Origin of the sequence: Nodularia spumigena CCY9414 (genome assembly GCF_000340565.2) — a bacterium.
In the GTDB taxonomy this organism is placed as follows: Bacteria; Cyanobacteriota; Cyanobacteriia; order Cyanobacteriales; family Nostocaceae; genus Nodularia; species Nodularia spumigena.
Genome location: NZ_CP007203.1, coordinates 2,410,375 through 2,435,444 on the forward strand (window position 1 = coordinate 2,410,375; position 25,070 = coordinate 2,435,444).

Sequence of the window (25,070 nt, forward strand, 5' to 3'; positions counted from 1 at the left end):
GCCAATTCAAAATTTAAACTACCTAACTCAATAGTGACAAGCATTCTAGCCAATAAAATAATTTTCTGTGCTTTGTTTGTCAATTATCTTAGTTCAACTCTATGGATGTTATAGTCTTGACCATTCAATGACAACAAATTAATAAATATTAGTAGTATATGCCACATTTAGTTAAGTTGAAAAGTTATAAAATCCTTAAAACTCTACTATTAGTTGTTTTTTACTACTAATGATTTCTGGTTTTTCAATTATATACAAACTTTTGTAGAGGCACAGCATGAGCAATATTTTAGCTGTCTGAAGCTGCGCCTCCCCAAAAAATTATTGCTTATCTGACCGTAGCAATCTCTGAATGCTCAACCTTCGTTCCCAGTACTTTCAGAAATTCTGCCAGCCAACGGGGATGAGCCGGCCAAGCGGGCGCTGTCACCAAGTTACCATCAACTATTGCTTCATCAACAGGAATATTTACGTAGATCCCGCCAGCAATAAGGATGTCTGGACTACAAGCTGGATAGCCAGTGCAACTCTTACCTTGTAAAATATCAGCCGCAGCTAATAACTGTAAACCGTGGCAAATAGCAGCAATTGGCTTATTTTCTTGGGCGAAATAACGGGTGATTTCTATTACTTGTTGATTCAATCGGATATATTCTGGCGCTCGTCCTCCGGGGATAACCAGAGCATCATAGGTTGCGGCTTCTACTTCGGCAAATGTGGCATTTAAAATAAAGTTATGTCCAGGTTTTTCACTGTAAGTCTGGTCGCCTTCAAAGTCGTGAACAGATGTTCGCACCTTGTCACCAGCTTTTTTGTCTGGACAAACTGCATGAACGGTGTGTCCTACCATTTGCAAAGCCTGGAAGGGAACCATAACTTCATAGTCTTCCACGTAGTCCCCAACGAGCATTAAGATTTTTTTAGCAGCCATGTTTTGATATCCTCACATCTTTGATCAATTTCAAGTAAGTTTTAATTTACTATTAATAAAGTGTAACTGTGACTACATAATTTAAGCCAGTAGATGAAATTCTGCTATAGCTCTAGAAAAGTTTTTATTTTCATGTCCTGGACGACTGAGTTTAATTAAAGCAAAGCGCTGTAAGGGAGTTAAAGCTGTCCATTGTTGCAAGGTCAGGGTAATTCCCATTTCTTGAGCTTTTTCCTGGATACTCGCGGGTACAGTTTGAGAATCCATCCATAAAGGATTGGGTTCAATGGGTAGTTTTGCGACTGGGTTCCCCGTGCGTTCTAAAATTAGCTGCTGGAGATAGTTTTGGTAAGCTTGAATCTCCGTTTGTGTATTGCAAGGTAATTCTACTAAAGCTGCACGTTCATCTTGAGTCATTTGATGCCAATGAGACAATTTTAGCTTGATACCAGATGTATCTAATTTGTACCGCACCTGCATAGGTATACAGCGCAAGGAGTTTACAAAATCTGCTTCAAATTCAAAAAAATCTGCCATATTTTTAGTTGAGTAGATGAATTATTGTTCAGAAGCCTACCTATTCTAGCTTTGAAGCCTCTAGAACTAAATTTGCAGTTGACGCTAACAGCCCAAAGCTTTACCAGGAGAGAATTTTAGTTGATTAATCCTTATTAGGGATTGAAGTTTTCAGCAGAGAAAACGCGAGAGGATATTTTTTGAGGTATAGCAACCGCCAAGGACGTTAGGACATAAACTGATCATAAAAGTTAGACACCGAAAGGATTTTACCCTACTCCCTACTCCCCACTCCCCAGCTATACAACATTTAAAATATTGATAAATTCTGCAAAAAAAGACCTATTGCCCAAGACAATATTTAATGTTTAATATTGCTGCTACGAATAATCCAATAACTAATCGATAGAGCTAAAATGGCAACTCCTAAACCAATGATCTCAACGCCAGTAATTTTGCCTAAATCAAGAATAATAATTTTACGTGCAACTGCAATTAAAGAAGTAACAATAACTAACTCAACGTGAACAACGTGTTTGCGGAGATAAGCTGTAATATTTTCTAATATTTCTAAAGCAATTAAAATGTTTAAGAATAATCCAAAAATCGTAAATAATACTTCATTGAACTTACCATAAGGATTAGTAAATAATTCCTTGATTAGGTAAACTCCTAGATCAAAAATTGCGGCTAAAATCACCACTACCATAGCCAGTGATAGGATCTTAGAAACAAGCACCTCGATATTTTCTATCAGGCGCATAAAATTTTCGTCCTTAGCCAAATTCACAATCTTTCTGAGTAGATGCTTCATATCACTTGTGAGGGAGTATTCATTGTTTCTACCATGACAATGGCATCATTGACTACAATTCCTACAAGAACTTAGTCGCAATAACTAGCCGGAGCTTCAAACCCTTGTCTGATAGCGAAAGTCGTCTTTAGACGACTGGGAAAAGATTTTAGTCCATTTTAATGAATTTTAGCGATCAGCGTCGAAATTGATAGGACTTACGCAGAAACTCTCTTAAACCCTCTTGACTCGGTGTACTCTGTGCCTGGAGTGGTTGGTTTTCCCATAAATTTGCGTAAGTCCTAATTGATTTAAGAGCGGGTTTTGTCGCTGATTTCAAATGGTGCAAGATTTAAGGTGCAAATCGTTGGCTATATCGAGAAATCAGCATCACTCTCTAGATGTATATTAGGTAGTGTAAATTACCCCACACAGATGCTACATAGTCTTGCAGAGGAGGGAGGTCAAGCTTTTTGAGAATTGATAGTTTTGAACTGTATCCTTTAAACCGGATAAACATCAAATTTATCTACTCCCAAAGCTCTGGAGAGAAAAAACACAGAAAATGAATCTTGTGAATTCCGAGCATCGTCAAATAATTATTATCGGTGCTGGTTCAGCTGGATTAACTGCTGCGATTTATACAGCACGGGCTAACCTGAAGCCATTAGTAATTAGGGGGCTTGAACCGGGGGGTCAACTTGCTACTACTACAGAGGTGGAAAACTATCCAGGCTTTGTCAATGGGATTCTCGGACCAGAATTAATGCAGCATTTTGAAGCGCAAGCAGCCCGCTTTGGTACAGAATTGCGTTATGGGATGATTACATCTGTAGATTTTTCACAGCGACCATTTCGCCTCATCTTGGATGATGAAAAAACCTTGTTGGCTGATGCTGTAATTATCGCTACTGGTGCTAGTCCCAAATATCTGGGTTTGGAAAACGAAAAAAGGCTCCTGGGTCATGGTGTGTCATCCTGCGCCACCTGTGATGCAGCTTTTTTCCAAGAACAGGAAGTTGCAATTGTTGGCGGTGGGGATACGGCGATAGAAGATGCTATCTTCTTAACACGCTTTTGTGCCAAAGTTTATGTTATTCACCGACGCAAAAAATTGCGTGCTTCTAAAATTTTACAGGCGCGTGCTTTTGCCAAAGAAAAGATCAGCTTTATTTGGAATACATTAGTCGAAGATATTTTGGGAGAAGAGGAAGTAGAAGGATTACTACTAAAAAATATAGAAACTAAAGAGACATTTAACCTATCCGTAGCGGGTTTATTTGTCGCCATCGGTTATCAGCCAAATACAAAGATTTTTCAGGGATGGCTGGACATGGACAACACAGGATATATCCGCACCCTTCCTGGTTCAACATATACAAATGTTACTGGTGTGTTTGCCAGTGGTGACGCTCAAGACCATGTATATCGACAAGCCGCGACTGCTGTCGGAACTGGCTGTATGGCGGCTATTGATGCTGAACGTTGGCTAGAGTCGCAAAATCAGGTTTCAGTTTCCCACGCCGATAAATGGGGGAAGTTGGCTGATTCTCAGGAGTAAAGTCTGATCTGACTATTGTGATATTGCTGTTAATCGTATTGAAACTGGTGAATTTACTCAGGACTTACGCAAAAATTCTTTGAAACCCTCTTGACTTCGTGTACTTTGTGTCCTTTGTGGTTCGTTTTTTCATAATTTTGGGTCAGTTGTGAACCTTGTAGTTGATGCTGTGCTGGTAGTAACTCTGCATTGATTGGGGTTAGTTGTACAGCACAAGCTTTTAATTCTGGTTGTAAGGAATCTGGGCAAGATTCAGGATGGGTAAGGGTGTTAGCTTCGGCATCATCTGCCCATAAAGCCCCCCAGTGCATGGGGATAAATACAGTCCCTGGTGCGATCGCTTTCGTAATTTTAGCAGGAAATTTCGTTTTACCCCGACGCGATCGCACTTCCACTATTTGATTTTCAGTAATTTTTAACCTAGCAGCATCACGGGGATGAATCTCAATAAATGGTTCGGGGTGCATTTTCCGGATTTTTTCAATGTGTCCCGTGCGCGTTTGGGTGTGCCAATGCCCATAAAGTCGTCCAGTTGTCAAGACAAAAGGATAATCAGGATCGGGTGGTTCTGCTAAACCCTTAGAATAATATGCTCCAAAACGCGCCCTTCCGTCTGGCGTGCGGAAACGTAAATCAGTATAAAGACGTTTTGAGGAAGTAGCAGATTCCCTACTCCCCACTCCCCACTCCCCACTCCCCTGCTTTGGATGAGGCCATTGAGTGGGACCGTTTATTTGTAATTGTTCGTGACTAATACCAGTCATATCGCAGAGGCGATCGCCTGTCAATTGCACAAACTCGGTATAAACTTGAGATGAGTTAGCAAAAGCAAATTCTTTCTCAAAACCCAACCTGCGCCCCACTTCCGCGAAAATTTCCCAATCAGCTTTGGCTTCTCTGGGCGGTTGGCGGAAGGCTTGACACAAAGTCACCGTTCTTTCAGAATTAGTCATCACGCCAGTTTTCTCACTCCACTGGGCTGCGGGTAAAAGAATGTGAGCGTAAGCAGAGGTTTCTGTGGGATAATAGGCATCTTGGTAAATTGTTAAAGGCGATCGCCATAAAGCCTTTTTAGTTCTTTCTAAATCTGGCATACTCACAGCCGGATTAGTCGCTGCAATCCACAGTAAACCTACAGCATCATTTTCCAAACCAGTAATCATATCCCAAGCAGTTAAACCGGGATGAGGTGAAATTCGCCCAGGTTCTAATCCCCAAAACTGCTCAACTTCCGCACGATGTTGGGGATTTTTTACCAAACGATAACCGGGTAACAAATGCGCCAAACCCCCGGCTTCTCTACCTCCCATCGCATTCGGCTGACCCGTAAGGGAAAAAGGTCCCGCTCCTGGTTTACCAATTTGTCCAGTCATTAAATGCAGATTAATGATAGTTCTGACCTTCGCCGTCCCTTCACTGGATTGATTTACACCCATTGACCACAGAGAAAGCACCCGTTGAGATTCTCCCCAGTACCGAGCTGCGGTTTCTAAATCTTCAATACTGATACCACATTGACGAGCCGCAACTTCTGGAGGGTAATGACGAATCACCTCAGCGTATTCCGAAAAATTGCTTGTACACTCATCAATAAAACCGATATCAATATAATTCCAACGCATCAATAAATGAGCCATCCCATTCATCAAATCAATATCTGTACCCGGACGAATAGCTAAATGTAAATCAGCAGCTTCAGCCGTTGGTGTGCGCCGAGGGTCAACCACAATCATTTTGACGTGGCGATTCTTTTTATGATGTTTTACCAACCTGTTAAAAACAATGGGGTGACATTCCGCCGTATTCGTACCAATTAAAAATGCACAATCAGTTAAATCTAAATCTTCATAACAGCAAGGCGGTCCATCCGAGCCAAAACTTTGAATATATCCAGACACAGCACTAGACATACATAAACGCGAATTGGCATCAAAATTATTAGTACCCAGACATCCTTTTAAAAGTTTCTGAGCTATATAGTAATCTTCAGTTTGAAACTGACCAGAACCATACATACAAATAGCTTCAGAACCTTGGTTGCTGCGAATTGTTTGGATACGTTGCGTAATAATATTAAAAACTTCATCCCAACTAACTCTGCGAAACTCCTGATTTAAAGAATCCCGCACCATTGGGTAATGTAATCTATTTTTATCTAAAGATTCAGCAATAGTTGCACCCTTAACACAAACCATACCTTTACTTGACGGATGAGCCTTATCACCCCGTACCCGCCAAATCGGATTTCCCTGACTATCTCGATTAGTTGGTTTTGCCAATTGCGCCGGCGGTGAAACCTCCAGTCCACAGCCCACACCACAGTAAGGACAAAGAGTTTTAGTAAATTCAGTCATGGTAGATTGCTTTGAGTGGGGATACAGAAGAATGGAAAAACGAACCGCCAAGACGCAAAGAACGCCAAGATAAGAGGGTTTAATAGGTGTTTTACATCAGTCCTAAATCATTTCTGAACTTCTTCACTTGGCGACCTTGGCGACTTGGCGGTTCAATAAATTCATAACTCAAATAGCAGGGCTATATGTTTTTACCAAATTGGGATGCTCTCAATGACTACTTTTAATCCTCCGTAAAAGCAGGAAATTCTTCTACTATCAATTCTGGTTCATCACCTTCATGATGTTCAGCAAATGAGCCTTGAGGTTCTTTCAGCAAAAAGGCACAAAGGAAAGTTACAATCAACGCGGTAACACCAAGAGTCTGAAAAAAGATTTGGTTCCCAACATCACCTGCTGGTAAAAGACTGTATAAGGTCAGGTAAGCCACAGCGCCAACATTGCCGTATGCGCCGACGTTCCCAGCAATTTGACCAGTAATTCGCCGCTTTACTAAAGGCACAATGGCATAAGTAGAACCTTCCCCAGCTTGAACGAAGAATGAACAACTCATAGTCAGTATAATTGCTATGGGTAACCACCAATTACTACTGACACTACTCATGATTAAATAAGTAAGACCCATACCACCAGTGAGTATGGTCATTGTCCATTTACGACTACCGACTGTATCTGAAACCCAACCGCCGCCGGGACGCGCAAATAAGTTCATGAATGCGTAACTAGCAGCAATCATTCCTGCTAATACTTTACTGAGGCTGAAAGTTGATTCAAAAAATGCTGGTAGCATGGAAACAACAGCTAACTCTGAACCAAAGTTGACAAAATAAGTTAGTTCTAAAATTGCTACTTGCGAAAACTGATAACGGTCTTTAGCAGCATATTGTTTTTTACCGGTCATTAATTCTTGATTTACATCCCAGCATTTATAGGCTTGGAAGAGGTACAGACCAATTAACAAAAGGTAGACAATAAATAACTGTGTTGGAGAAAGTAAACCAATTTTAGAGATGCGCCAAGCTAATACGGCTAAGATGCCCACTAAGGGAATATTGGTTAACATCAGCAGCCAAAAGCTTTTCTTGGTAGTAACTTCTATGCCGCCGTGACGGGAAGGACGTTGATAAACTTTGCCAGTGGGAGTATCTTCAACGTTGAAAAAATAGATAGCTCCATAGATAGCAGCTATTATCCCAGTTAATGCGATCGCCAGTCGCCAATTAAGTTGACCAACAGTGAACAAAGCCGTCGCCGCCGCTAGTGAAGGTAAAGTAAACGCCGCAGCTGCGGAACCAAAATTACCCCAACCTCCATAAATTCCCTCTGCAATCCCAATTTCTTTGGGGGGGAACCATTCAGCAACCATGCGAATCCCAATTACAAACCCAGCACCGACTATACTGAGCGCCAAGCGACTGATAATCAACTGGCTGAAGTTTTGGGCTGAAGCAAAGGCCAGACAGGGAATAGCCGCATACATCAGCAAGATTGAGTAAGTAATCCGTGGACCATACTTATCTAAAACCATACCAATAATAATCCGGGCTGGCACAGTTAAAGCCACATTACAAATAGCGATGGTTCTAACTTGTCCTTCTGTTAAGCTCAGTGCTTCTTTGATGGCTGTTTGAAACGGGGCAAAGTTAAACCAAACCACGAATGATAAAAAGAATGCAAACCAAGTCAGATGCAAGATGCGGTAGCGACCGTTGAAGGAAAATAATCCTGTCAGCATTTAATATTCCTTTGTTAAATATGTTCTTGTGGACACGGGATGAATCGCGTGTTTAATCTTCAGGATGAGGGGACGGGTGGGGACACCCATCCCACAGGAAAATATGGATTTTTATTTGTCAGTCCCTAATTAGGAATTATTCAGTTCTGCTCCGAAGTGCTGAATGAGTAAATCTCGCAATACTGGTTGTAAATCTTCGCAGGGGATGCCTTTTTGTACGCAGTTTCCCAGATGCGCGTCTTTGCCAACTGTGCCACCCATATAGATGTCTACGCCTTCTACAGGTTTGCCATTTTTACGGGCTTTAGTTCCCATCAAGCCGATGTCTGCAACTTGAGGCTGTCCGCAGGAATTAGGACAACCAGTCCAGTGAATTCGCACGGCACGAGTCAGGGTTAACTCGGCTTGTAAGGCTTGAGCCATTTCCAGGGCTTGGTTTTTGGTTTCAATTAAGGCAAAGTTACAAAACTGTGCGCCTGTACAAGAAACAAGCGATCGCGTTAACATATCTGGGTTAATGGCAAATTTTTCTAGTAGCGCCTCTGTTAAAAATGTTGCCAACCGCGAGTCAGGAATATTGGGGATAATGATGTTCTGTTCAACTGTCAACCGAACTTCACCACTGCCATAAACCTCTGCTAGACTGGCAATTTCAAACATATCTTGAGCATACAGCCGCCCCACAGGAATATTTAAACCTACGTAGTTTAATCCTGCTTGTTTCTGTTTATATACCCCAATATGGTCGCGTTTTTCCCAGTCAATTTCGTCTTTAGGAGTTGCGGGTAACAGTGCTTTACCCAAACGCGTTTCTACTTCAGCACGAAATTTTTCTACACCCCATTCATCAAGTAGCCACATCAAGCGAGACTTAAGACGGTTAGCCCGTAAACCGTTGTCACGATAAACTTCTAAAACTGCTCTACATACAGCTACCACATCCTCTGGAGACACCCAAGCATTAAGCGGAATTGCAGCTTCACAGCGTTTAGCTGAGAAAAAACCCCCGACAAGGATGTTAAAGCCGAAGACTGATGCTTCTGGTTTTTCACCACTCCCCACTCCCCATTCCCCACTCCCCACTCCCCATTCCCCACTCCCCTCTTGAAAGGCTGGAACAAAGGCTAAATCGTTAATTTCTGCGTGAACTGAATTGTCACGACCTCCGGCGATCGCAATATTAAATTTTCGTGGTAAGTTGCTAAACTCTGGGTTTCCTTCCCCTTTATTGGTCAGCATATCTTGAACTTGCTGCACCAGTTCCCTAGTATCAAATAACTCATCCGCATCTAAACCAGCTACAGGGTTGCCTGTGATATTACGGACATTATCCATCCCAGATTGGATGCTGGTTAAACCAACTGAGTGCAATTTCTCAAAGATATCTGGTAAATCTTCAAGTCTGATACCCCGCAGTTGCATATTCTGTCTGGTAGTAATATCAGCACTACCATCATCTCCGTAACGCTGTAATACTGACGCTAAAACACGCAACTGATGGCTAGTAAGAACACCGTTAGGTATCCGCATCCGCATCATAAACTTACCTGGGGTAACTGGGCGAAAAAATACACCCATCCACTTGAGGCGATGGTCGCGGTCGTTTACATCCATTGCTTCCCAGCCGAGAGAGGCAAATTTTGCTATCTCCTCCTTGACAGCAAGCCCATCTTTCTCGGCCTTGAGTTTTTCAAACTTATTCAGGTTAGTTTTGGTAGTAGTTACTGTATCTGTCATGAATTGACTCTCATTGCAAATGGCTAATCAGGTGAGAACTTTGGACGTTAGTTGCCCAATATCAATTAACACGTAGTCTTTTTATGTCTCAGTCTACGAGGTTTAGTGATTTAACACGTATATTTGTTTGTGGCTAATTTCTCGTACTCCAGAGCCTTTCCAGGAGACTCATCTGCTACTCGATAACAAGCAAGATGCAAGTTTATCAACTTAACTCAAGTTGTAGTTAGTGGGGAAAATTTGTAATCTTTGGCATTTAGAGAATTTGTCAAGCTGGTTTAGTTACCTACTTATGTAACGATTTCGATACTTACAGGACTTACGCAAAATTATGGAAAAACGAACCACGTTCGCGTAGCGTCTCCCTTTGGGAGAAGGACACGTTGGCGCTAGCCTCTCCCCTTCTCCCAAAGGGAGAGGCTAGCGCCAAGGGAGAAGGACACGAAGTTAAGAAGGTTTCAGAGAGTTCTTGGGTAAGTCCTAACTTATCAGGTTAAGGTGAGTTTATAGTTAAAATAGTATACATTGCTACCTTTTTTTGAATTTTTTGTTCAAAGCGCATCAAATGAATGCAATTTCTGCATGAGAAGGAGTTTTTGCTCATGAAGGAAAGCCCCTGATCAAAAGTGCTGAGTGCTAATGCTGTGAGTTGTGGTAGGATAATTTGCGGGAATAAATACTTATTAAGAAATTATTAAAAAGTTTAATAATATGAGATGATGAAAAAATAGGTATTATTTCTTAGTGATATAATGGCAGACCAATTTCCCTGGCTAACCGCGATTGTCCTGCTACCATTCATTGCTGCTCTGGTTATCCCTGTGCTACCCGATAAAGACGGCAAGTGGGTAAGATGGTATGCACTGGGTGTGGGAGTTGCAGACTTAATCTTGATGTGTTACGCCTTTTGGCATAATTACGATGCCAGCAATGCTAGTTTTCAACTGGAAGAAAATTATACGTGGATGCCTCAGTTAGGTCTAAATTGGACAGTGGCTGTGGATGGGTTATCTCTTCCCTTTGTACTTCTAGCCGGACTGGTGACGACACTGGCAATTTTTTCGGCTTGGCAAGTTGACCGCAGACCCCGCCTTTTCTATTTCCTGATGCTGGTGCTGTACTCAGCGCAGGTAGGGGTATTTGTTGCCAAAGACTTGATGCTGTTTTTCATTATGTGGGAAGTAGAGCTAATTCCCGTATACCTACTCATTTGTATTTGGGGTGGGCAGAAGCGACGTTACGCCGCTACCAAATTCTTACTATATACAGCTGCGGCTTCTATATTTATTCTAGTGGCAGCATTGGCAATGGGGCTTTACGGTGGCGGTAATGTCACTTTTGATCTAGCGGCTTTGGGACTGAAGAATTACCCGCTTAATTTAGAATTGCTGCTATATGCAGGATTGCTGATTGCCTTTGGTGTCAAGTTGGCTGTGTTTCCCATGCATACTTGGTTACCTGATGCTCATGGAGAGGCTTCGTCTCCGGTATCGATGATTCTGGCAGGTGTGCTACTAAAGATGGGTGGATACGGACTAATTCGCCTGAATTTGGGAATCCTTTCTGATGCACATATTTACTTTGCACCAGTTCTGGCTATTCTGGGGGTTGTGAATATTATCTATGGTGCGTTGAATTCCTTCGCCCAAGGAAATATGAAGCGTCGCCTGGCTTATTCGTCGATTTCTCACATGGGATTTGTACTACTGGGTATTGCGTCTTTTACTGATTTGGGCATTAGTGGCGCAATGTTACAGATGATTTCTCACGGTTTAATTGCGTCGGTGCTGTTTTTCTTGGCAGGTGTTACCTATGACCGCACTCGCACTATGATCATGGATGATCTGGGCGGTATTGGTCAGGTGATGCCGAAAGTATTCGCATTATTTACAATCAGTGCGATGGCTTCTCTGGCTCTTCCTGGGATGAGTGGCTTTGTGGGCGAACTTGCGGTGTTTATTGGAATAACTACCAGCGATGTCTATAGTTCCGCCTTCTCCATTGTGACGGTCTTCCTGGCCGCAGTAGGAGTTATCCTCACGCCAATTTATCTGCTCAATTTGCTGCGAAAGGTATTTTACGGGAGTAGCGCATCCGTCATGTGTGACGTGAATAATGCCGCGTTAGAGAATCAGGAAGATGAGGGTACAGCTTGTTTTGGTACTGACTGTCTGCTGCCCAACCAAACAATTTATAGTGATGCTAGACCGCGTGAAGTGTTTATTGCTGCCTGTTTTTTAGTGCTGATAATCGGTATTGGGTTTTACCCCAAGCTGGCTATGCAAATGTACGATGTGAAAACTGTGGCGGTAAATGCTCAGGTGCGCCAATCTCTCATGACTATCTCACAAACAAATCCCCACATCTATGCTCAGGGGTTCTTAGTTCCTACTATCCCAGCCTCCGAAGCAGCGCCTGTTTTGGGAGTTGTTAAATGAAACGGCGCGATTTTATCAATTGGGTCGGTTTGGGTGCGATAGCTAGTAGTTTACCTATAGCTATCGCAGCTTGTTCTGACCAAACAACTGCATCTGAAGATTGGCAAACTGTGGGGACTGTGGCAGAGTTAGATAAAAATGGTCAATTGTCCGTCAAAAACTTGCCATCTGTCAATGTTTTAGTGGTGGGTACATCGAAAAGCGAAAATCTCATTGCTGTTAACCCTACTTGTACTCACTCAGGTTGTACTGTGGCATGGGAAACTAAAGGCAATAAATTTGGCTGTCCTTGTCATGGTGCAGAATATGGCAGTGATGGTCAGGTGCAAAGAGGCCCGGCGACAAAACCACTCAAAACTTACACAGCGAAGATTGAGAATAATTCAGTTTTAGTTAAGCAAAATTAGCTAATTTGGCATTCTCCCCACTCTCTATTTTCCAGCAAGCATGGTGAATAATATCAACCAGCTTTTAGCCCAAGCACAAGCAGCATCCGATGCAGCAGATTGGTCATTGCTGACTCAATATCTCCAACAGTTGATGTTCTCGCTAGATTCTACCCATCCAGAAATAGTTAAACATCGGCAATATCTGCTGGAATTAGCATTGTCGATTTTAGAAATGGGAGATTTTCAGCAACGTTGGGATATTGCCAAAGTGTTGAAGCAATTGGGAAATATTGCCATCCCCCCGTTGATTGATATTCTCGAAGATGAAGATGCTGAAGAAGATTTACGTTGGTATGCTGTTCGGACTTTGGGGGAGTTTCAGCACCCAGAAGCCATAGTCTCTTTAGTGGATTTGCTGAAAACCAGTGAACATGAAGAACTCAAGACTATGGCTGCTTCAGCTTTAGGACAAATGGGGAGTCTGGCGATTACGGCGCTGACTGAACTTCTGGCTGCGGCAGAAACAAGACTTTTAGCAGTGCGATCGCTTGCTTATATTCGCACTCAGGAGACGATTACACCTCTATTAAGTGTTGTTGAAGATGCACAACCAGCAGTCCGCAGCGCCACTCTAGAAGCCCTCAGCAGCTTTCATGACCAACGTCTACCCCCTGTGTTATTAAATGCTTTGGAGGACGTTGCAGCCACAGTCAGACGTGCAGCAGTGCAGGGTTTAGGTTTTCGCCCTGATTTATCTACAGAACTGGATTTAGTGACGAGATTGCAACCCAGATTGTCCGATTTTAATCTTGAAGTTTGTTGTGCGGCGGCGATCGCTCTTTCCCGCATGGGTACTGATGAAGCGGCGAAACATTTATTTCAGGTGTTAATTTCACCCAACACACCACTGAAGCTGCAATTAGAAATTATCCGGGCTTTAATCTGGGTGGAGACTCTATCCGGTTTGGCATATTTACAACAAGCACTCTATGAAACCACATCAGAGGCACTCTGGCAGGAGATTATCACAGTTCTGGGACAAGTGCAAAAGCCGGAGTTAATGACACCATCTGCTGAAATTTTATTGGATGTTTTAAACTCACAGCATCTAGTCACAGTGGCAAATCCTGTTGGGGCTAAAATTAAAAGTGCGATCGCTTTGGGTTTAGGACAATTAGGAAATAACCAAGCTGTTGAACCATTGATTTTATTGCTATCAGATGCTAACCAAATTGTCAAATTAAATGTGATTTCGGCACTCAAAAAACTGGATGGGGAAGTTGCATATCAACAATTACAGCAATTAGCCAATACTTCCACACTCACACCAGATTTGCAACAAGGAATTGCGATCGCTCTGGCTGAATGGTAAAGGGAAAAAACCTCCCCCCGCTAAAAAATAGCAGAGAGGAGATTTACAGTTAAAGTTCGTCAGGTGATCGGAATAGCTATTTATTTAGTATTAATTGCCATTACTTTCATTCCTCCTAGAGATAGAGAAATATTACTTGCATATTTTCACAAATTGTGCAGTGAATTTTTTATCCTCTGTTGCATCGAGAAATTACCCAGCGATGTTCGACCAGTAGCAGCAGATACCTTTTATTATCGAGTGCGATCGCTTGTTTTCCCCTTATTTCTACTACCCAGTCCCCAGTATTTTTAACCAGACTTACGTCTACTTAAGGATGTGATAACTCATTTTCTGATGTTAAAGTTTGAATATCGCCGAATTTGATGGAATAAAAATCACCAAATTGCGATAGCGGTAACATTTTAGTTAGGAGTGAATGTGAATACTATTTCCCTTGTCTACGCCACACTATGCGAACGCAAAAGTTGGTTTTACTTACCCAGTTTAGCTGCTCTGACAGTTTTGGCTACTGGTTTGTCTGCTGTTGCTCAAACAGTAGATACTCAAATCACAGGTGAATCTCCTGTAAATGCAACATCTTCTGATGCCATTAGTTTACAGCAGTTTCCCAACCCTAGTACCCAGGAAATGGCTGATGCAACACTTACGCCCGTACCCGGAACTGCAGTAACTTCATCATACGCCCTAATTGCTGAATCAAACGCCACTTTTCCATCTTCTACTACTCAGGTAGCACAAGCAGATATTAATTTTGGTACACCGACTCGTCGCGCTCAAAGCTATATCGGTGTTGCGGGTAATCTTGGTTTAGGTGGTGGTGATTCATCTTTAGGTGATGGCAATGTTGCAGTCTTCGGTAAAGTCTCACTGTCAAATACCTTATCGTTAAGACCATCAGCCGTGTTTGGCAATAATACCACAGTCCTAGTTCCCATTACCTACGACTTCAACTTGCAGTCAGCCGATCCATTTGACGAACCATTAGCGATCTCGCCTTATGTCGGAGTAGGTGCAGCGATTAAAACTGGTAGTGACTCAACAACTGCTTTGTTAATATCTGGTGGTATTGACTTTCCTCTAAACCCTCGATTTACAGCCACCGCTTCTGTGAATGCTGGCTTTTTTGACGAAACTGATATCGGTCTGTTGTTAGGCGTTGGTTACAATTTCAGTGGCTTTTAATCCCATAACATAAAACCTGAAAGGCAAAAGTGCAAATATCTTTTGCCTTTTACATTTTGCAACTTTTATAATATTGGACAGATTATTGAAGTCAGATAATCGTTATATGGGTGAAATCTTGCATATTACGTTAAATTTATAGTTGCTTGTCTTGTTGCGATCGCCTAAATTATGCGATAATAATTATCATATATATAGCATTCCCTAGTCGGCTGAGGTACAGATTTATCTGTGTTTATCTGTGTTTATCTGTGGACAAATAGTTTTTGCTATACCTGATTTCGGTGGAAATCGCTATACTATCACGGCTAAACTGGGCAAAATTAACCGAACAATTTGCCAAATCATACCACTTTTTAGGTTGGGATAGGGTCTGGCTTTTGCGAGGAATTATTTCAGTTTGAATAATAACACATAAATCTTTAATCAAAACTAGAGTTTATACATATGAATAAACCCGATAAACCATCAAATCATACCACAAATTTTGTGCTAGAAAAGCAAAAAGAAGAAGAACTCATACATGATGTTCTTTTATTGCTGCAAAATTTGATTGCTAGAGAAGAAGTGACAGTAAAGCTAGTATTAGATGCTCTCTATCAAGTAGGATCAATTAACCTAATTAACCAGAAGTTTCGTTCTCGGACTCTCAATAGAAGTCTGAAACTAATTTCCAAGACATCCAAGCCAGTATTTAGAATTTTTGCTTGGCGCTGGTTTAACAAGAATGGTTCTCAATTAATTACTAATTGGCTGCAAAGCCAGGTGACTTTCCAAAGCACAGAGCAACCGCAAGCAGCGAAAGCAGAATTTGTGCTGGAAAATCCCGAAATCAACCTGAATTATCCTCCCAAACCTCAATATCAGCTTCAGGAAGTCAAGCATCTTCGCTCCCAGGTGACATTACTCACTGGGATTTTAGCGGGAGTGGTGACTGTTTTCGGTGGTAGCTTTATCTGGTTAGGTTCTTCCCTAGAGCGATCGCATATGCAAAGAATTGTCGAATTACAAACTCAGGTGAAAACTCTCGAAGCCAGCGTAAATGAGCCTTAGCCCACCTTTGTGGGCTATGTAGCTACTATCAGTCCAAACTTCCAGCCGGTGGAACCTGCTATTGAGGTTGAGGACTCACTTTGTCAATCACCTGAATCTTACCATCGGCGGCTACATCCCAAACATCGTAGACACCTACAACGTCACCATTAGCATCAACATCGACGTTACCGCTAGCCCCTTGATAGTTAATGTCTTGACCCTCTCGAAGTAACTTCAGCCCCTCACAGACATCAGTCACTTCTGTCCCAGGTTCATTGGAAACCTCACGGATTTTATTAGAAATCCCCACCCCTGTGTTTTCCCGCGCCGCTTGTGCGGAGAGTACCAATAAAGCAGCAGCATCCCAAGCTTGGGGAGCGTATTCCCCAGGGGAACCGCCTTTTTTCTCTTGCCACAGTTTGTTAAAATCTGCTAATGCTTTACCATCGGAACCGGGTACTGTACCCAGCGCCCCAGCTAAGAGATATTTTCCATCAGCGCCTTTACCTACTTGCTCAGGAAAAGTGGGGGCTTTAACTCCATCTGTGAGTAGAATTTGCACACCCTCAGTCAAACCTCGCTCGTAAGCAGTTTTGAGGAGCAGACTACCTGTTTCAGCATAGAGAACCGCGATAACTGCATCTGGTTTTCCCGCAAAAGCAGCAGCAGCTTCAGTATCAAATGTTTGAGCTTTGGGGTCATAGCGGACAGGCTGATCTTTATTAATGACAGTTCCACCCAATTTTTCAAAAGCTTCTATAAATGCTTTTTCAAATCCCACCCCATAGTCGTTATTAATCACAACTGTGGAAACTCGCTTGAAGCCCTTTTGATTTGCTAGTTGAGCTAATGCTAATGCTTGGTAGGTATCAGGAGGAGCTGTGCGCGCCCAAAAGCCTTTAAAGTCTCCTTTTTGTGCTTTTTCTGTAAACACTGGACTGGTACTACCAGGAGAAACCATCATAACTTGATTTGGTACAGCAACTGACACAGCCGCAGTAGAAACGCTGCTCGCAAAGGAACCAACTACACCCGCGACTTTATCCAGAGTAGCCAATTTGGTCATCCCAGCCGCACCTGCTCTGGGGTCGGTTTGGTCGTCTACTGCTACAAGGTTGACTGGTTTCCCATTCACACCTTCGCAAGCGTTAACAGTCTCCACTAGCAAGGGAACTGAGCCTGACATTTGCTGTCCAATGGAAGCTAAGTCACCAGTTGCTGGTAGTAAATAACCAATTTTTAGTCCTTGACTACTATCGGTTGTGTTCCCTGCGGTTGTGTTCCCCGGATTAGTATCGGTTGTAGTATTAGTGTTATTAGCATTGTCGCAAGCTCCCAAAAGCAAACTTGTTGCTAGGGTAACTATACTCAGTCCTAAAGCAGGATAAATTTTTGGCATGGTTTACTTTTACTCCTCAAATATTTAGGAGTCCAAAATTGACACTCTCCGGTCTAAAACAGACTCCCAGGGATAAATAATAGCATCTACCCAGAGGAGTAAAACTTTTACCAACACATCAAAATTTATTGGTTGATTTTTTCCTAAAATATATATTGATTTTTGTCAATATAAGTATAGTTTTGTCTATGAAATTGTCAACTTAGGACTTGCTCACAAAGACGAGAGTGTTGGCTTCTGCGCCCTATACAGGATTCACTTGCTATCCTAAAAACGGAGAGGGAGGGATTCGAACCCTCGGTACGGAGTTACCTGCCGTACAACAGATTAGCAATCTGTCGCTTTCGACCACTCAGCCACCTCTCCAGGTGTGCTACAGATATTAACGATAGCAAACTGTTTAGAGTTTGTCAACAGTTAATTTTAAAATTGTTTTCCGGAGTCATTAGTCTTTGCATTACTATGTCCACAAGGGACGTGGTTGGAATTAGTCCAAAATTTAGGAGTTTTTTCACCACGTCACTTGCTACAACGGGGGGAACCAAAGCAAAGCAGTGGTTCCATAATTCCACTCTGTATGTACCAAAAAACTCATGCCCATTTTTGAATTCAAAATTCAAAATTACAAGTTTAAATTACAGCACTTGCGATCGCATCCACGCTACTGGCAAAGAACGTAATTTTTGCCATTGGGGTACGTAGGCACGCCGAGTAAACACGTTGTAATCGTTGCGTTCAATTATGCTTAAAATTCGACTGTAATGCATGAGAGCCGCCCATACAGGCCAACGAGCATCACCAGATAGGTAAGTAATACCTCTTTCGGCTTTAGTATAAAACTGTCTAGCTCTGGAAATTTGAAACTGCATCAGGGAGCGCCAACGGTCATCGACTACACCTTTAAACAAATCTTCCTCAGTGTAATTGAATCGCGCCAAATCTTCCAGAGGAATATAAATGCGCCCACGTTGTGCATCTTCGCCCACATCTCGAAGGATGTTGGTGAGTTGCTTGGCAATTCCCAAGGCAATTTCTTCAGCAGTGGGCATATAAGGCTGTTGTTGACAGTTCCACGGGGCTGTATTTCTGGTTTCATCCAAACCCATGACTGAAGTTGACATTAAGCCGACAGTACCAGCGACCCGGTAACAGTAGAGGTATAAATCCTCAAAGGTTTCATAGCGACTACGATATAAATCCATTTGCTGACCAGCAATCATATCCCGGAAGGGCTGAATGTCCATTGGAAAGCGTCGAACAGTATCAGCCAAAGCTACATCATAATTTTCGACTGGCTGTCCAGCAAAAATTGATTCGAGCTGTTTTTCCCATAAATCTAGGGTTTCTGGGGTAGTCATGGCAGATCCTGGGCCATCTACCAGTTCATCTGTGCGGCGACACCAAGCGTAAATCGCCCAAATAGCCGGGCGTTTTTCTTCGCTCAGGAGCAAAGTGCTTAGGTAAAAAGTCGCGGAATACTTGGCTATAAGTTGCCGACAAAGTTTGTAGGACTCGTCTACAGAGACCAGCGTTTTCATGCGCGGAGGGGAATCAGGCAGTTGCAGCATTCGTTGCGGGCGGTCGGGTTGGCGTTTGCAGGTCGTCTGGGGAATTTGCTACCGGGCGGGCTTCAGAAATTGCTTGTGCTGTCAGCTTACCAGAAAGTACAGCACCTTCCATACTGGCTAAATAGCGTTGCATGGTGTAATCCCCAGTCAGATAAAAGTTAGCTATGGGGGTTTTTTGCGAAGGGCGGAACTGTTGGCGGCCTGGGGTCGCTTTGTAAACTGAACGCGGTGTTTTCACCACATGAAATTTCAGCAATTTCGCGGGATTTTCGCCGCCAAAATGGTCAGGGAAGAGTTTTTCCAACTCAGCAATCGTGGCGGTAACAATTTCCTCATCCGATTTGGTAATCCAATCTTTTGCCGGAGCTAAAACTAATTCCAGCATCGAGCGCTCAGAATTAGCATATTCACGACAAGCATTGCTCATATCAGCATAAACGCTGAGGAGGGGCGATCGCGAAAATAGTAGGTGATCAATTTCTGTGAGTTTCCGGTCAAACCATAAATGTACGTTAATTACAGGTACACCTTCGAGGCCTTCTAGCTTCTGGAAACACTCTAATTGCTTCCAAGGTTCTGGGAGCATCACCTTCAGGGGGTCAACTGGCATAGCCGACACATACAAGTCAGCCGTCAACACTTCATCTTCTGCCCCATTTAACCCTCTGAGCAAAAATCCTTTGACAGTGCCATCGGGATTGAGCAAAATCTCTTTTAACGGAGCATTGAGGCGGACTTCACCACCACCCTGGGTGATGTGGTCTACTATGGGCTGACATAATCGCTCTGTGGGTGAACCATCTAAAAACGCCATTTTGGAGCCGTTTTTTTCCTGGAGGAAGCGATTGAGGGCAGTTAGCAAGATGGTGGCAGAAATTTCATCAGGGCCAATAAAGTTAAGTGATTTGCACATCGCAATAAACACTTCGTCATTGACTCGTTCAGGAATGTTCTGCTTCCGTAGCCACTCTGTCCATGAGTATTTGTCCATATCCTCGACGTATTTCTGACCCTGAACCATTGCGGGAATCAGACCTAAGCCAAATTTGATTTTTTCTGGCCATGTCAGCATATCGTTGTTTCTCAGAATTGCCACTACACCATTTAAGGGGGCTGGCAAATCCGGGAAATCGAAGCGGCTGTAGGTTCCTGGCGCTTCGGGCTGGTTGAAAATCATTGAGTGTTCTTTCCACTGCAATCGATCTTCAATATCCAGTTCTTTAAATAGCTGCAACATATTGGGATATGCGCCAAAGAAGATGTGTAGACCTGTTTCGTACCAGTCTCCATCTGAGTCTTTCCACGCCGCCACTTTGCCACCCAATACATCCCGGCGCTCCAAGACAATGGGAGTGTGACCTGCGTCTGTGAGATATTTCGCGCAGGATAATCCTGCTAGTCCAGCACCCGCGATCGCTACTCGCATTTAAACTTACTGCCTTTCAATATTTTTTGATCGTTTTGTCGTTCTCATTATACGTTGCAATCCGTTACATTTGGCAGGGATTGTGCGATCGCTTCTTCAAAAACTTCTCTCCAAGGCAATTTTACTGACATACACAAACAACGGCAGAACGCCAGCATCATTACCACTCAAGCACCCCATGATTCGTCAGTTATATCCTAATTTTTGGTCAGCAGTCTCAAATATCCTGAAAATTACACGTTAATTTATGTAACTTTTTAAGTAAAATTTTGTATATTTTATGATCTAGTGCTATGATGAGGAGTTTTTATTGTTATCAATATAGTCAAATTACAGTCAACAAAGAAAATACTTTTCCTCAATGGAGACGAGTTCGATATTAGCACTTACTCCCAAAATGCCCCATAATTATCAGTGGTTAATAAGAGAGGATTCCTGTTATAACCAAAATTACTATCTCAACTAATAAAAATCATCGGAATGATTGCTTAAAAATTGACAAATTCCCACTGATGTATGTTAACAAGAGCCAGAATCAATGACAAACTACATAAATTATCTCATCTCTTATGCAAACACCAAATACACAGAATTGGCATAATTCTGACACCAAAATTGTATCCATGTTAGAACACATTACTCCTCTGATTCTTACTTATAATGAAGCTGTCAATATTGAACGCACGCTTGAGCGTCTCACTTGGGCAAAAAAAATCATAGTTATTGATAGTTATAGTACTGATACAACCCTGGAAATTCTTGACTCTTATGCACAAGTCCAGGTATTTAAACGAGAATTTGATACCCACGGTAAACAATGGAACTATGGCTTGGAACAAGTAAAAACCCCTTGGGTACTTTCTCTAGATGCAGATTATCTAGTTACAGATGATTTAATCTCAGAAATGGCCGCCTTACCTGTGGATGGAGAAATTGATGGCTACTTTGTCAGGTTCAAGTATTGTGTGTTTGGGAAACCCGTTCGCAACACCAGAATACTCCCTCCCCGCCAAGTTTTATTTCAAAACAGCAAAGCTATTTATATTGACGATGGACATACACAAATTTTACAATTAACTGGTAAATCAGCGCTACTCTCTGGTTATCTCTACCACGATGATCGCAAACCATTTAGTCGTTGGTTATGGTCACAAGAACGCTATACAGTTCTAGAAGCCAAGAAAATACTAGAAACTCCCATCAACGAACTCGATTGGGTGGATCGTATCCGCCGAAAAAAAGTTTTAGCACCTTGGATGATCTTTATCTATTGCTTGATGATCGAAGGCTGGATTTTCAATGGTTGGCATGGTTGGTATTACGTATTTCATCGTGTTTTAGCAGAAACTATCCTGGCGATTCGGATAATTGAAGCGGAGAAATTAAAACGTGATTAATGAAGTTAGCATACCCATATTTAGAATCAATCCAGGCGTGTGGCAACACACATCAACGACAATGCCGCTTCTACAGAGTTGGGATCTATACCTGATAATCTCTGAGCTAGACGATACTTCCAAAATGGCCTACCGTAATTACCCTTTAATGCTTCTGCACCTACAGTATGGTTATGGGGGTAAACCTTAACTGCAAAGCCCATTGGTGTGAGGATTTCATCGAACATCTCTGATGTCACACCATCAAACTCTTTGTGATGTACCTCTGTTCCTAAAGACCAGAATTGCTCCTCTGCGGTGGAATGTCCCCCCCGTTTCATATACTTATAAATTGGCAACCGTATTTTCCACAATAGTGAACCTAAACCTTTGAACTGATAAGCACTTTTTTGGGGATCGTGATCTGTGATTAAAATCCCCCCAGGACGTACCAATTTAGCTGCCTCTTGCAAAACTTTTGGCATATCGTCACAATGATGCAAGCTAGCATTAAGCATGACAAGATCAGCAAACCCAGAGACAAAAGGCAGATTTTGAGCATCTGCTAGCACTGTTGTATATCCGAGTTGACGAGCCATTTTCAGTGCGCCCAGGGAAACATCTACCCCCAGTAACAACTGTGGTTCACCACAAAACTGTTTGAGAGCGGCATACACATTGCCCGGACCACAACCAATATCCACCACTACTTTATCTTGCCAACTACCAATCACGGCTTGCCAAAGTTCTATAAACTTGTCATCTCTATGACAGGATTGAAAATAATTTAATCCCCATTCTGCATGCCCAAAGTAGTAGCTGTTGGCTTGGATAGCTGGTGTGGGATTGGAAATCTGGCAGATAATAGTATCTTCATCCCATCTATCAATTGTGTTTGGTAGCGCAAAATACTGATAACAGGTTGTGTTTACTTCTTTTAACATTTACGAAAATTTTAAGCGTGTATTTACTTAAAAGTTTGTTTTTCATAATAAAAATTATAACAAATTACGCTTTGTTTGAGCGATTATTTATTTTCAAAAAACCATTACTTGATGTATATTTATACTTAGCCATATAAAGTTAAGATAAATTTACCAGAAGTATACACAAATAATTAATATTTTTGTAGAGTAAAATTACTTAAGGTAATATCTAGGGTTTAGAGTTAAGTTTTATACTTACTTGGCGCTCCTTACCACTTAGGTTTTTTTAATACACATGGAATTAATGATAAATGCTAGAAACAACGTCGAGACATTATTATGCCGAGCAAATAGTCAATAAACTCCAAGATTGCAAATCGGCTTTAAAACAAGAATTTAGCAGGGAAAATCGGATAAATACTTGTTATTTAGATGATTTATTAAATGTAGATGATGTATTAAAAATATATCAGGTATTTCCCGAAAAAGAAAACTTGTTGCAGTTAAAAGACCTGAGAGAGTATAAATATGTTGGCATACAATTAGATAAATTCAATCCTATTTTAGAAGAAATTATCTATGCTTTTCAGGATGCCAGAGTAGTTCAGCTAATTGCCGAAATAACCGGATTAGAGCAATTGATGCCAGATGAATACCTATATGCTGGTGGCGTTAGCCTGATGGAATATGGCTGTTTTTTAAATCCTCATCTGGATAATTCTCATGATAAAGATATTAATAACTATCGGGTTTTGAATTTACTGTATTATGTCACTCCCAATTGGCAAAAAAATTATGGTGGTAACCTAGAAATTTGGGATCAAGGTTTAAAGCAGCCTTGTAGAACTATTCACAGCAAGTTCAATCGGCTAGTTATTATGGTTACTAATAAAAGTTCTTTGCATTCGGTTAGCCCAATTAATCATCATGGTCGGCGCTGTTGTGTGTCTAACTACTACTTTTCACCAAAACCTGCTGATAAAGAGAAGTATTATCATGTTACTTCCTTTCGAGGTCGCCCAGAGCAGAATTTAAGAGACATAATATTGAGAGGAGACGCTAGCCTCCGAAATATAGTGCGTAAAATCTTTAAAAATGGCATTAAGAAGCCTCATTTTTATAGGAAAACGAACCACACAGACGCAGAGGACACAGAGAAATAAGGGTTTGAGAGGGTTTTTGCGTAAGTCCTGGTTAAAAATTCCAGTTTTTTTAAAAGACAAATATAGGTGAAGTATTATGGTGAAATCGCAAAATTTAGAGCGCTTTGGTCATCACTTGATACTTGGTATTTCAGGTACTTCTTTAAGTGATGACGATAAACGAACACTGAGTGAGTTAAAACCAGTGGGAGTAATATTTTTTGCGAAAAACTTTCGGGATGGTACGCCTTATGAAGTTTGGCTGGAAAGCTTCAAAAATCTGAACGACGAAATTAGAAAATATACTGAACGTGACTCAATGTTTATGACATTAGATCACGAAGGGGGAAGGGTCGTGAGAACACCCTTACCAATTACTCGATTTCCTTATGCTTTGTTGTGCAGATCACAGGCAAAACAAGTAGCAGAAGCTACAGCATTAGAGTTGAAATCCCTCGGAATAAATGTTTCCTGGTCTCCTGTCACAGATATTTTTTCCCATCCTCAAAATCCCATTATCGGGCTTCGTGCCTTTGGTCGCACCCCGGAAACAACAGCTGAAGGTGTCCTTGAATACTACAAAGGACTTCGGGAAGGGGGAATTTTAGGATGTGCTAAACATTTTCCGGGACATGGAGACACCAGCAAAGATTCTCATATTGAATTACCAATACTGAATCTTACGGTAGAAGAATTACGGATGCGGGAATTGATACCGTTTAAAGCGCTGATATCTGAGCAAATTCCTTTAATCATGACAGCGCATATCCTGTTTCCCCTGATAGACCCCCATTTTCCGGCGACACTTTCCCCAGCTATCCTGAAGAAGATACTCCGGGAAGAATTGGGTTTTGAAGGAGTGGTTGTATCTGACGACTTGGATATGAAGGCTGTCTCAGATATGTTTACCCAAAGTGGTACAGTAGCACAAGCCTTTGATGCTGGCTGTGACTTATTTATTGTCTCGCGGAATATTAATTCATTATCTATTGAACGTACCTATCAGATGGCTGAAGATTTTGCTGATTCTTTAAGCAAAGGTAGCCTGGATGAATCAGTAGTAACCGCAGCTAGAGACAGAATTGAGAAACTACTGGCTATAACTCCCCAATATATGATCCATGCTCTGGATAAAAATATTTTACAGCAACACGCGGAATTAGCGATCGCTTGTTCTTTCTAGAGTC

At 41.9% G+C, this 25,070-nt stretch carries 20 protein-coding genes and 1 tRNA gene; 10 read left to right on the forward strand and 11 right to left on the reverse strand.

The genetic code is table 11. The features are described from left to right. Window positions 1-328: 328 nt before the first annotated feature. The 3 genes from NSP_RS10770 to NSP_RS10780 form a co-directional block, all read right to left on the reverse strand. Window positions 329-931 carry a DJ-1/PfpI family protein gene (locus NSP_RS10770; protein ID WP_006196200.1) on the reverse strand — a complete coding sequence of 201 codons (603 nt, stop codon included), beginning with the start codon at window positions 929-931 and terminating at the stop codon, window positions 329-331. Window positions 932-1,012: 81 nt separating this feature from the next. Continuing rightward, window positions 1,013-1,468 (reverse strand): nitrate reductase associated protein, encoded by a 456-nt coding sequence (locus tag NSP_RS10775; protein ID WP_006196199.1) that lies wholly within the window; start codon window positions 1,466-1,468, stop codon window positions 1,013-1,015. Window positions 1,469-1,808: 340 nt separating this feature from the next. After that, window positions 1,809-2,261 carry a phosphate-starvation-inducible PsiE family protein gene (locus NSP_RS10780; RefSeq protein ID WP_006196198.1) on the reverse strand — a complete coding sequence of 151 codons (453 nt, stop codon included), beginning with the start codon at window positions 2,259-2,261 and terminating at the stop codon, window positions 1,809-1,811. Between the two features lie 544 nt (window positions 2,262-2,805). Between NSP_RS10780 and trxB the strand changes: the two genes are divergently transcribed. Further along, window positions 2,806-3,801 carry a thioredoxin-disulfide reductase gene (gene trxB / locus NSP_RS10785; protein WP_006196197.1) on the forward strand — a complete coding sequence of 332 codons (996 nt, stop codon included), beginning with the start codon at window positions 2,806-2,808 and terminating at the stop codon, window positions 3,799-3,801. A gap of 53 nt (window positions 3,802-3,854) precedes the next feature. On the opposite strand, the gene NSP_RS10790 is transcribed toward trxB, so the two are convergent. The 3 genes from NSP_RS10790 to NSP_RS10800 form a co-directional block, all read right to left on the reverse strand. Beyond that, on the reverse strand, window positions 3,855-6,155 hold the full coding sequence (locus NSP_RS10790; RefSeq protein WP_006196196.1) for a molybdopterin oxidoreductase family protein: 2,301 nt from the start codon (window positions 6,153-6,155) through the stop codon (window positions 3,855-3,857). A gap of 223 nt (window positions 6,156-6,378) precedes the next feature. Next, complete coding sequence (locus tag NSP_RS10795; protein WP_006196195.1) at window positions 6,379-7,890, reverse strand: MFS transporter; 1,512 nt, start codon at window positions 7,888-7,890, stop codon at window positions 6,379-6,381. Window positions 7,891-8,019: 129 nt separating this feature from the next. Further along, window positions 8,020-9,627, reverse strand: a complete 1,608-nt coding sequence (locus NSP_RS10800; protein WP_006196192.1) for a ferredoxin--nitrite reductase — start codon at window positions 9,625-9,627, stop codon at window positions 8,020-8,022. 749 nt (window positions 9,628-10,376) lie between these two features. On the opposite strand from NSP_RS10800, the gene NSP_RS10805 reads away from it, so the two are divergent. The 6 genes from NSP_RS10805 (at window position 10,377) to NSP_RS10825 (ending at window position 16,064) form a co-directional block, all read left to right on the forward strand. Further along, window positions 10,377-12,065 carry an NAD(P)H-quinone oxidoreductase subunit 4 gene (locus NSP_RS10805; RefSeq protein WP_173403336.1) on the forward strand — a complete coding sequence of 563 codons (1,689 nt, stop codon included), beginning with the start codon at window positions 10,377-10,379 and terminating at the stop codon, window positions 12,063-12,065. Further along, a complete protein-coding gene (locus NSP_RS10810) occupies window positions 12,062-12,472 on the forward strand; it encodes a QcrA and Rieske domain-containing protein (protein ID WP_006196188.1) in 411 nt (136 codons plus the stop codon). The genes NSP_RS10805 and NSP_RS10810 overlap by 4 nt, the downstream gene beginning before the upstream one ends. Before the next feature lie 40 nt (window positions 12,473-12,512). Beyond that, complete coding sequence (locus NSP_RS10815; RefSeq protein WP_006196186.1) at window positions 12,513-13,826, forward strand: HEAT repeat domain-containing protein; 1,314 nt, start codon at window positions 12,513-12,515, stop codon at window positions 13,824-13,826. Window positions 13,827-13,889: 63 nt separating this feature from the next. Then, the gene (locus tag NSP_RS25340; protein ID WP_144360531.1) at window positions 13,890-14,120 is read left to right on the forward strand and encodes a hypothetical protein; all 231 of its coding nucleotides are present in this window, start codon (window positions 13,890-13,892) and stop codon (window positions 14,118-14,120) included. Between the two features lie 126 nt (window positions 14,121-14,246). Beyond that, a complete protein-coding gene (locus NSP_RS10820; RefSeq protein ID WP_017804066.1) occupies window positions 14,247-15,011 on the forward strand; it encodes a hypothetical protein in 765 nt (254 codons plus the stop codon). Between the two features lie 447 nt (window positions 15,012-15,458). After that, window positions 15,459-16,064: a hypothetical protein gene (locus tag NSP_RS10825; RefSeq protein WP_006196182.1), complete on the forward strand. Its 606-nt coding sequence runs from the start codon at window positions 15,459-15,461 to the stop codon at window positions 16,062-16,064. Window positions 16,065-16,122: 58 nt separating this feature from the next. Here the strand turns inward: NSP_RS10825 and NSP_RS10830 are convergent, their stop codons facing one another. From NSP_RS10830 to pds, 4 genes are all read right to left on the reverse strand, one after another. Continuing rightward, window positions 16,123-17,445, reverse strand: a complete 1,323-nt coding sequence (locus NSP_RS10830) for an ABC transporter substrate-binding protein (RefSeq protein ID WP_006196181.1) — start codon at window positions 17,443-17,445, stop codon at window positions 16,123-16,125. 274 nt (window positions 17,446-17,719) lie between these two features. Next, window positions 17,720-17,811: transfer RNA gene (locus NSP_RS10835), tRNA-Ser, on the reverse strand. A 269-nt stretch (window positions 17,812-18,080) separates the two neighbouring features. Then, window positions 18,081-19,013: a 15-cis-phytoene synthase CrtB gene (gene crtB, locus NSP_RS10840; RefSeq protein WP_006198231.1), complete on the reverse strand. Its 933-nt coding sequence runs from the start codon at window positions 19,011-19,013 to the stop codon at window positions 18,081-18,083. After that, window positions 18,997-20,439 carry a 15-cis-phytoene desaturase gene (pds, locus tag NSP_RS10845; protein ID WP_006198230.1) on the reverse strand — a complete coding sequence of 481 codons (1,443 nt, stop codon included), beginning with the start codon at window positions 20,437-20,439 and terminating at the stop codon, window positions 18,997-18,999. The genes crtB and pds overlap by 17 nt, the downstream gene beginning before the upstream one ends. Before the next feature lie 569 nt (window positions 20,440-21,008). Here pds and NSP_RS10850 point away from each other — a divergent pair. Continuing rightward, on the forward strand, window positions 21,009-21,836 hold the full coding sequence (locus NSP_RS10850) for a glycosyltransferase family 2 protein (protein WP_006198229.1): 828 nt from the start codon (window positions 21,009-21,011) through the stop codon (window positions 21,834-21,836). 26 nt (window positions 21,837-21,862) lie between these two features. On the opposite strand, the gene NSP_RS10855 is transcribed toward NSP_RS10850, so the two are convergent. Continuing rightward, window positions 21,863-22,759, reverse strand: a complete 897-nt coding sequence (locus tag NSP_RS10855; RefSeq protein WP_006198228.1) for a class I SAM-dependent methyltransferase — start codon at window positions 22,757-22,759, stop codon at window positions 21,863-21,865. A 293-nt stretch (window positions 22,760-23,052) separates the two neighbouring features. On the opposite strand from NSP_RS10855, the gene NSP_RS10860 reads away from it, so the two are divergent. Further along, on the forward strand, window positions 23,053-23,904 hold the full coding sequence (locus tag NSP_RS10860) for a 2OG-Fe(II) oxygenase (RefSeq protein WP_006198227.1): 852 nt from the start codon (window positions 23,053-23,055) through the stop codon (window positions 23,902-23,904). Window positions 23,905-23,980: 76 nt separating this feature from the next. After that, the gene (gene nagZ / locus NSP_RS10865) at window positions 23,981-25,066 is read left to right on the forward strand and encodes a beta-N-acetylhexosaminidase (RefSeq protein WP_006198226.1); all 1,086 of its coding nucleotides are present in this window, start codon (window positions 23,981-23,983) and stop codon (window positions 25,064-25,066) included. Window positions 25,067-25,070 lie beyond the last annotated feature (4 nt).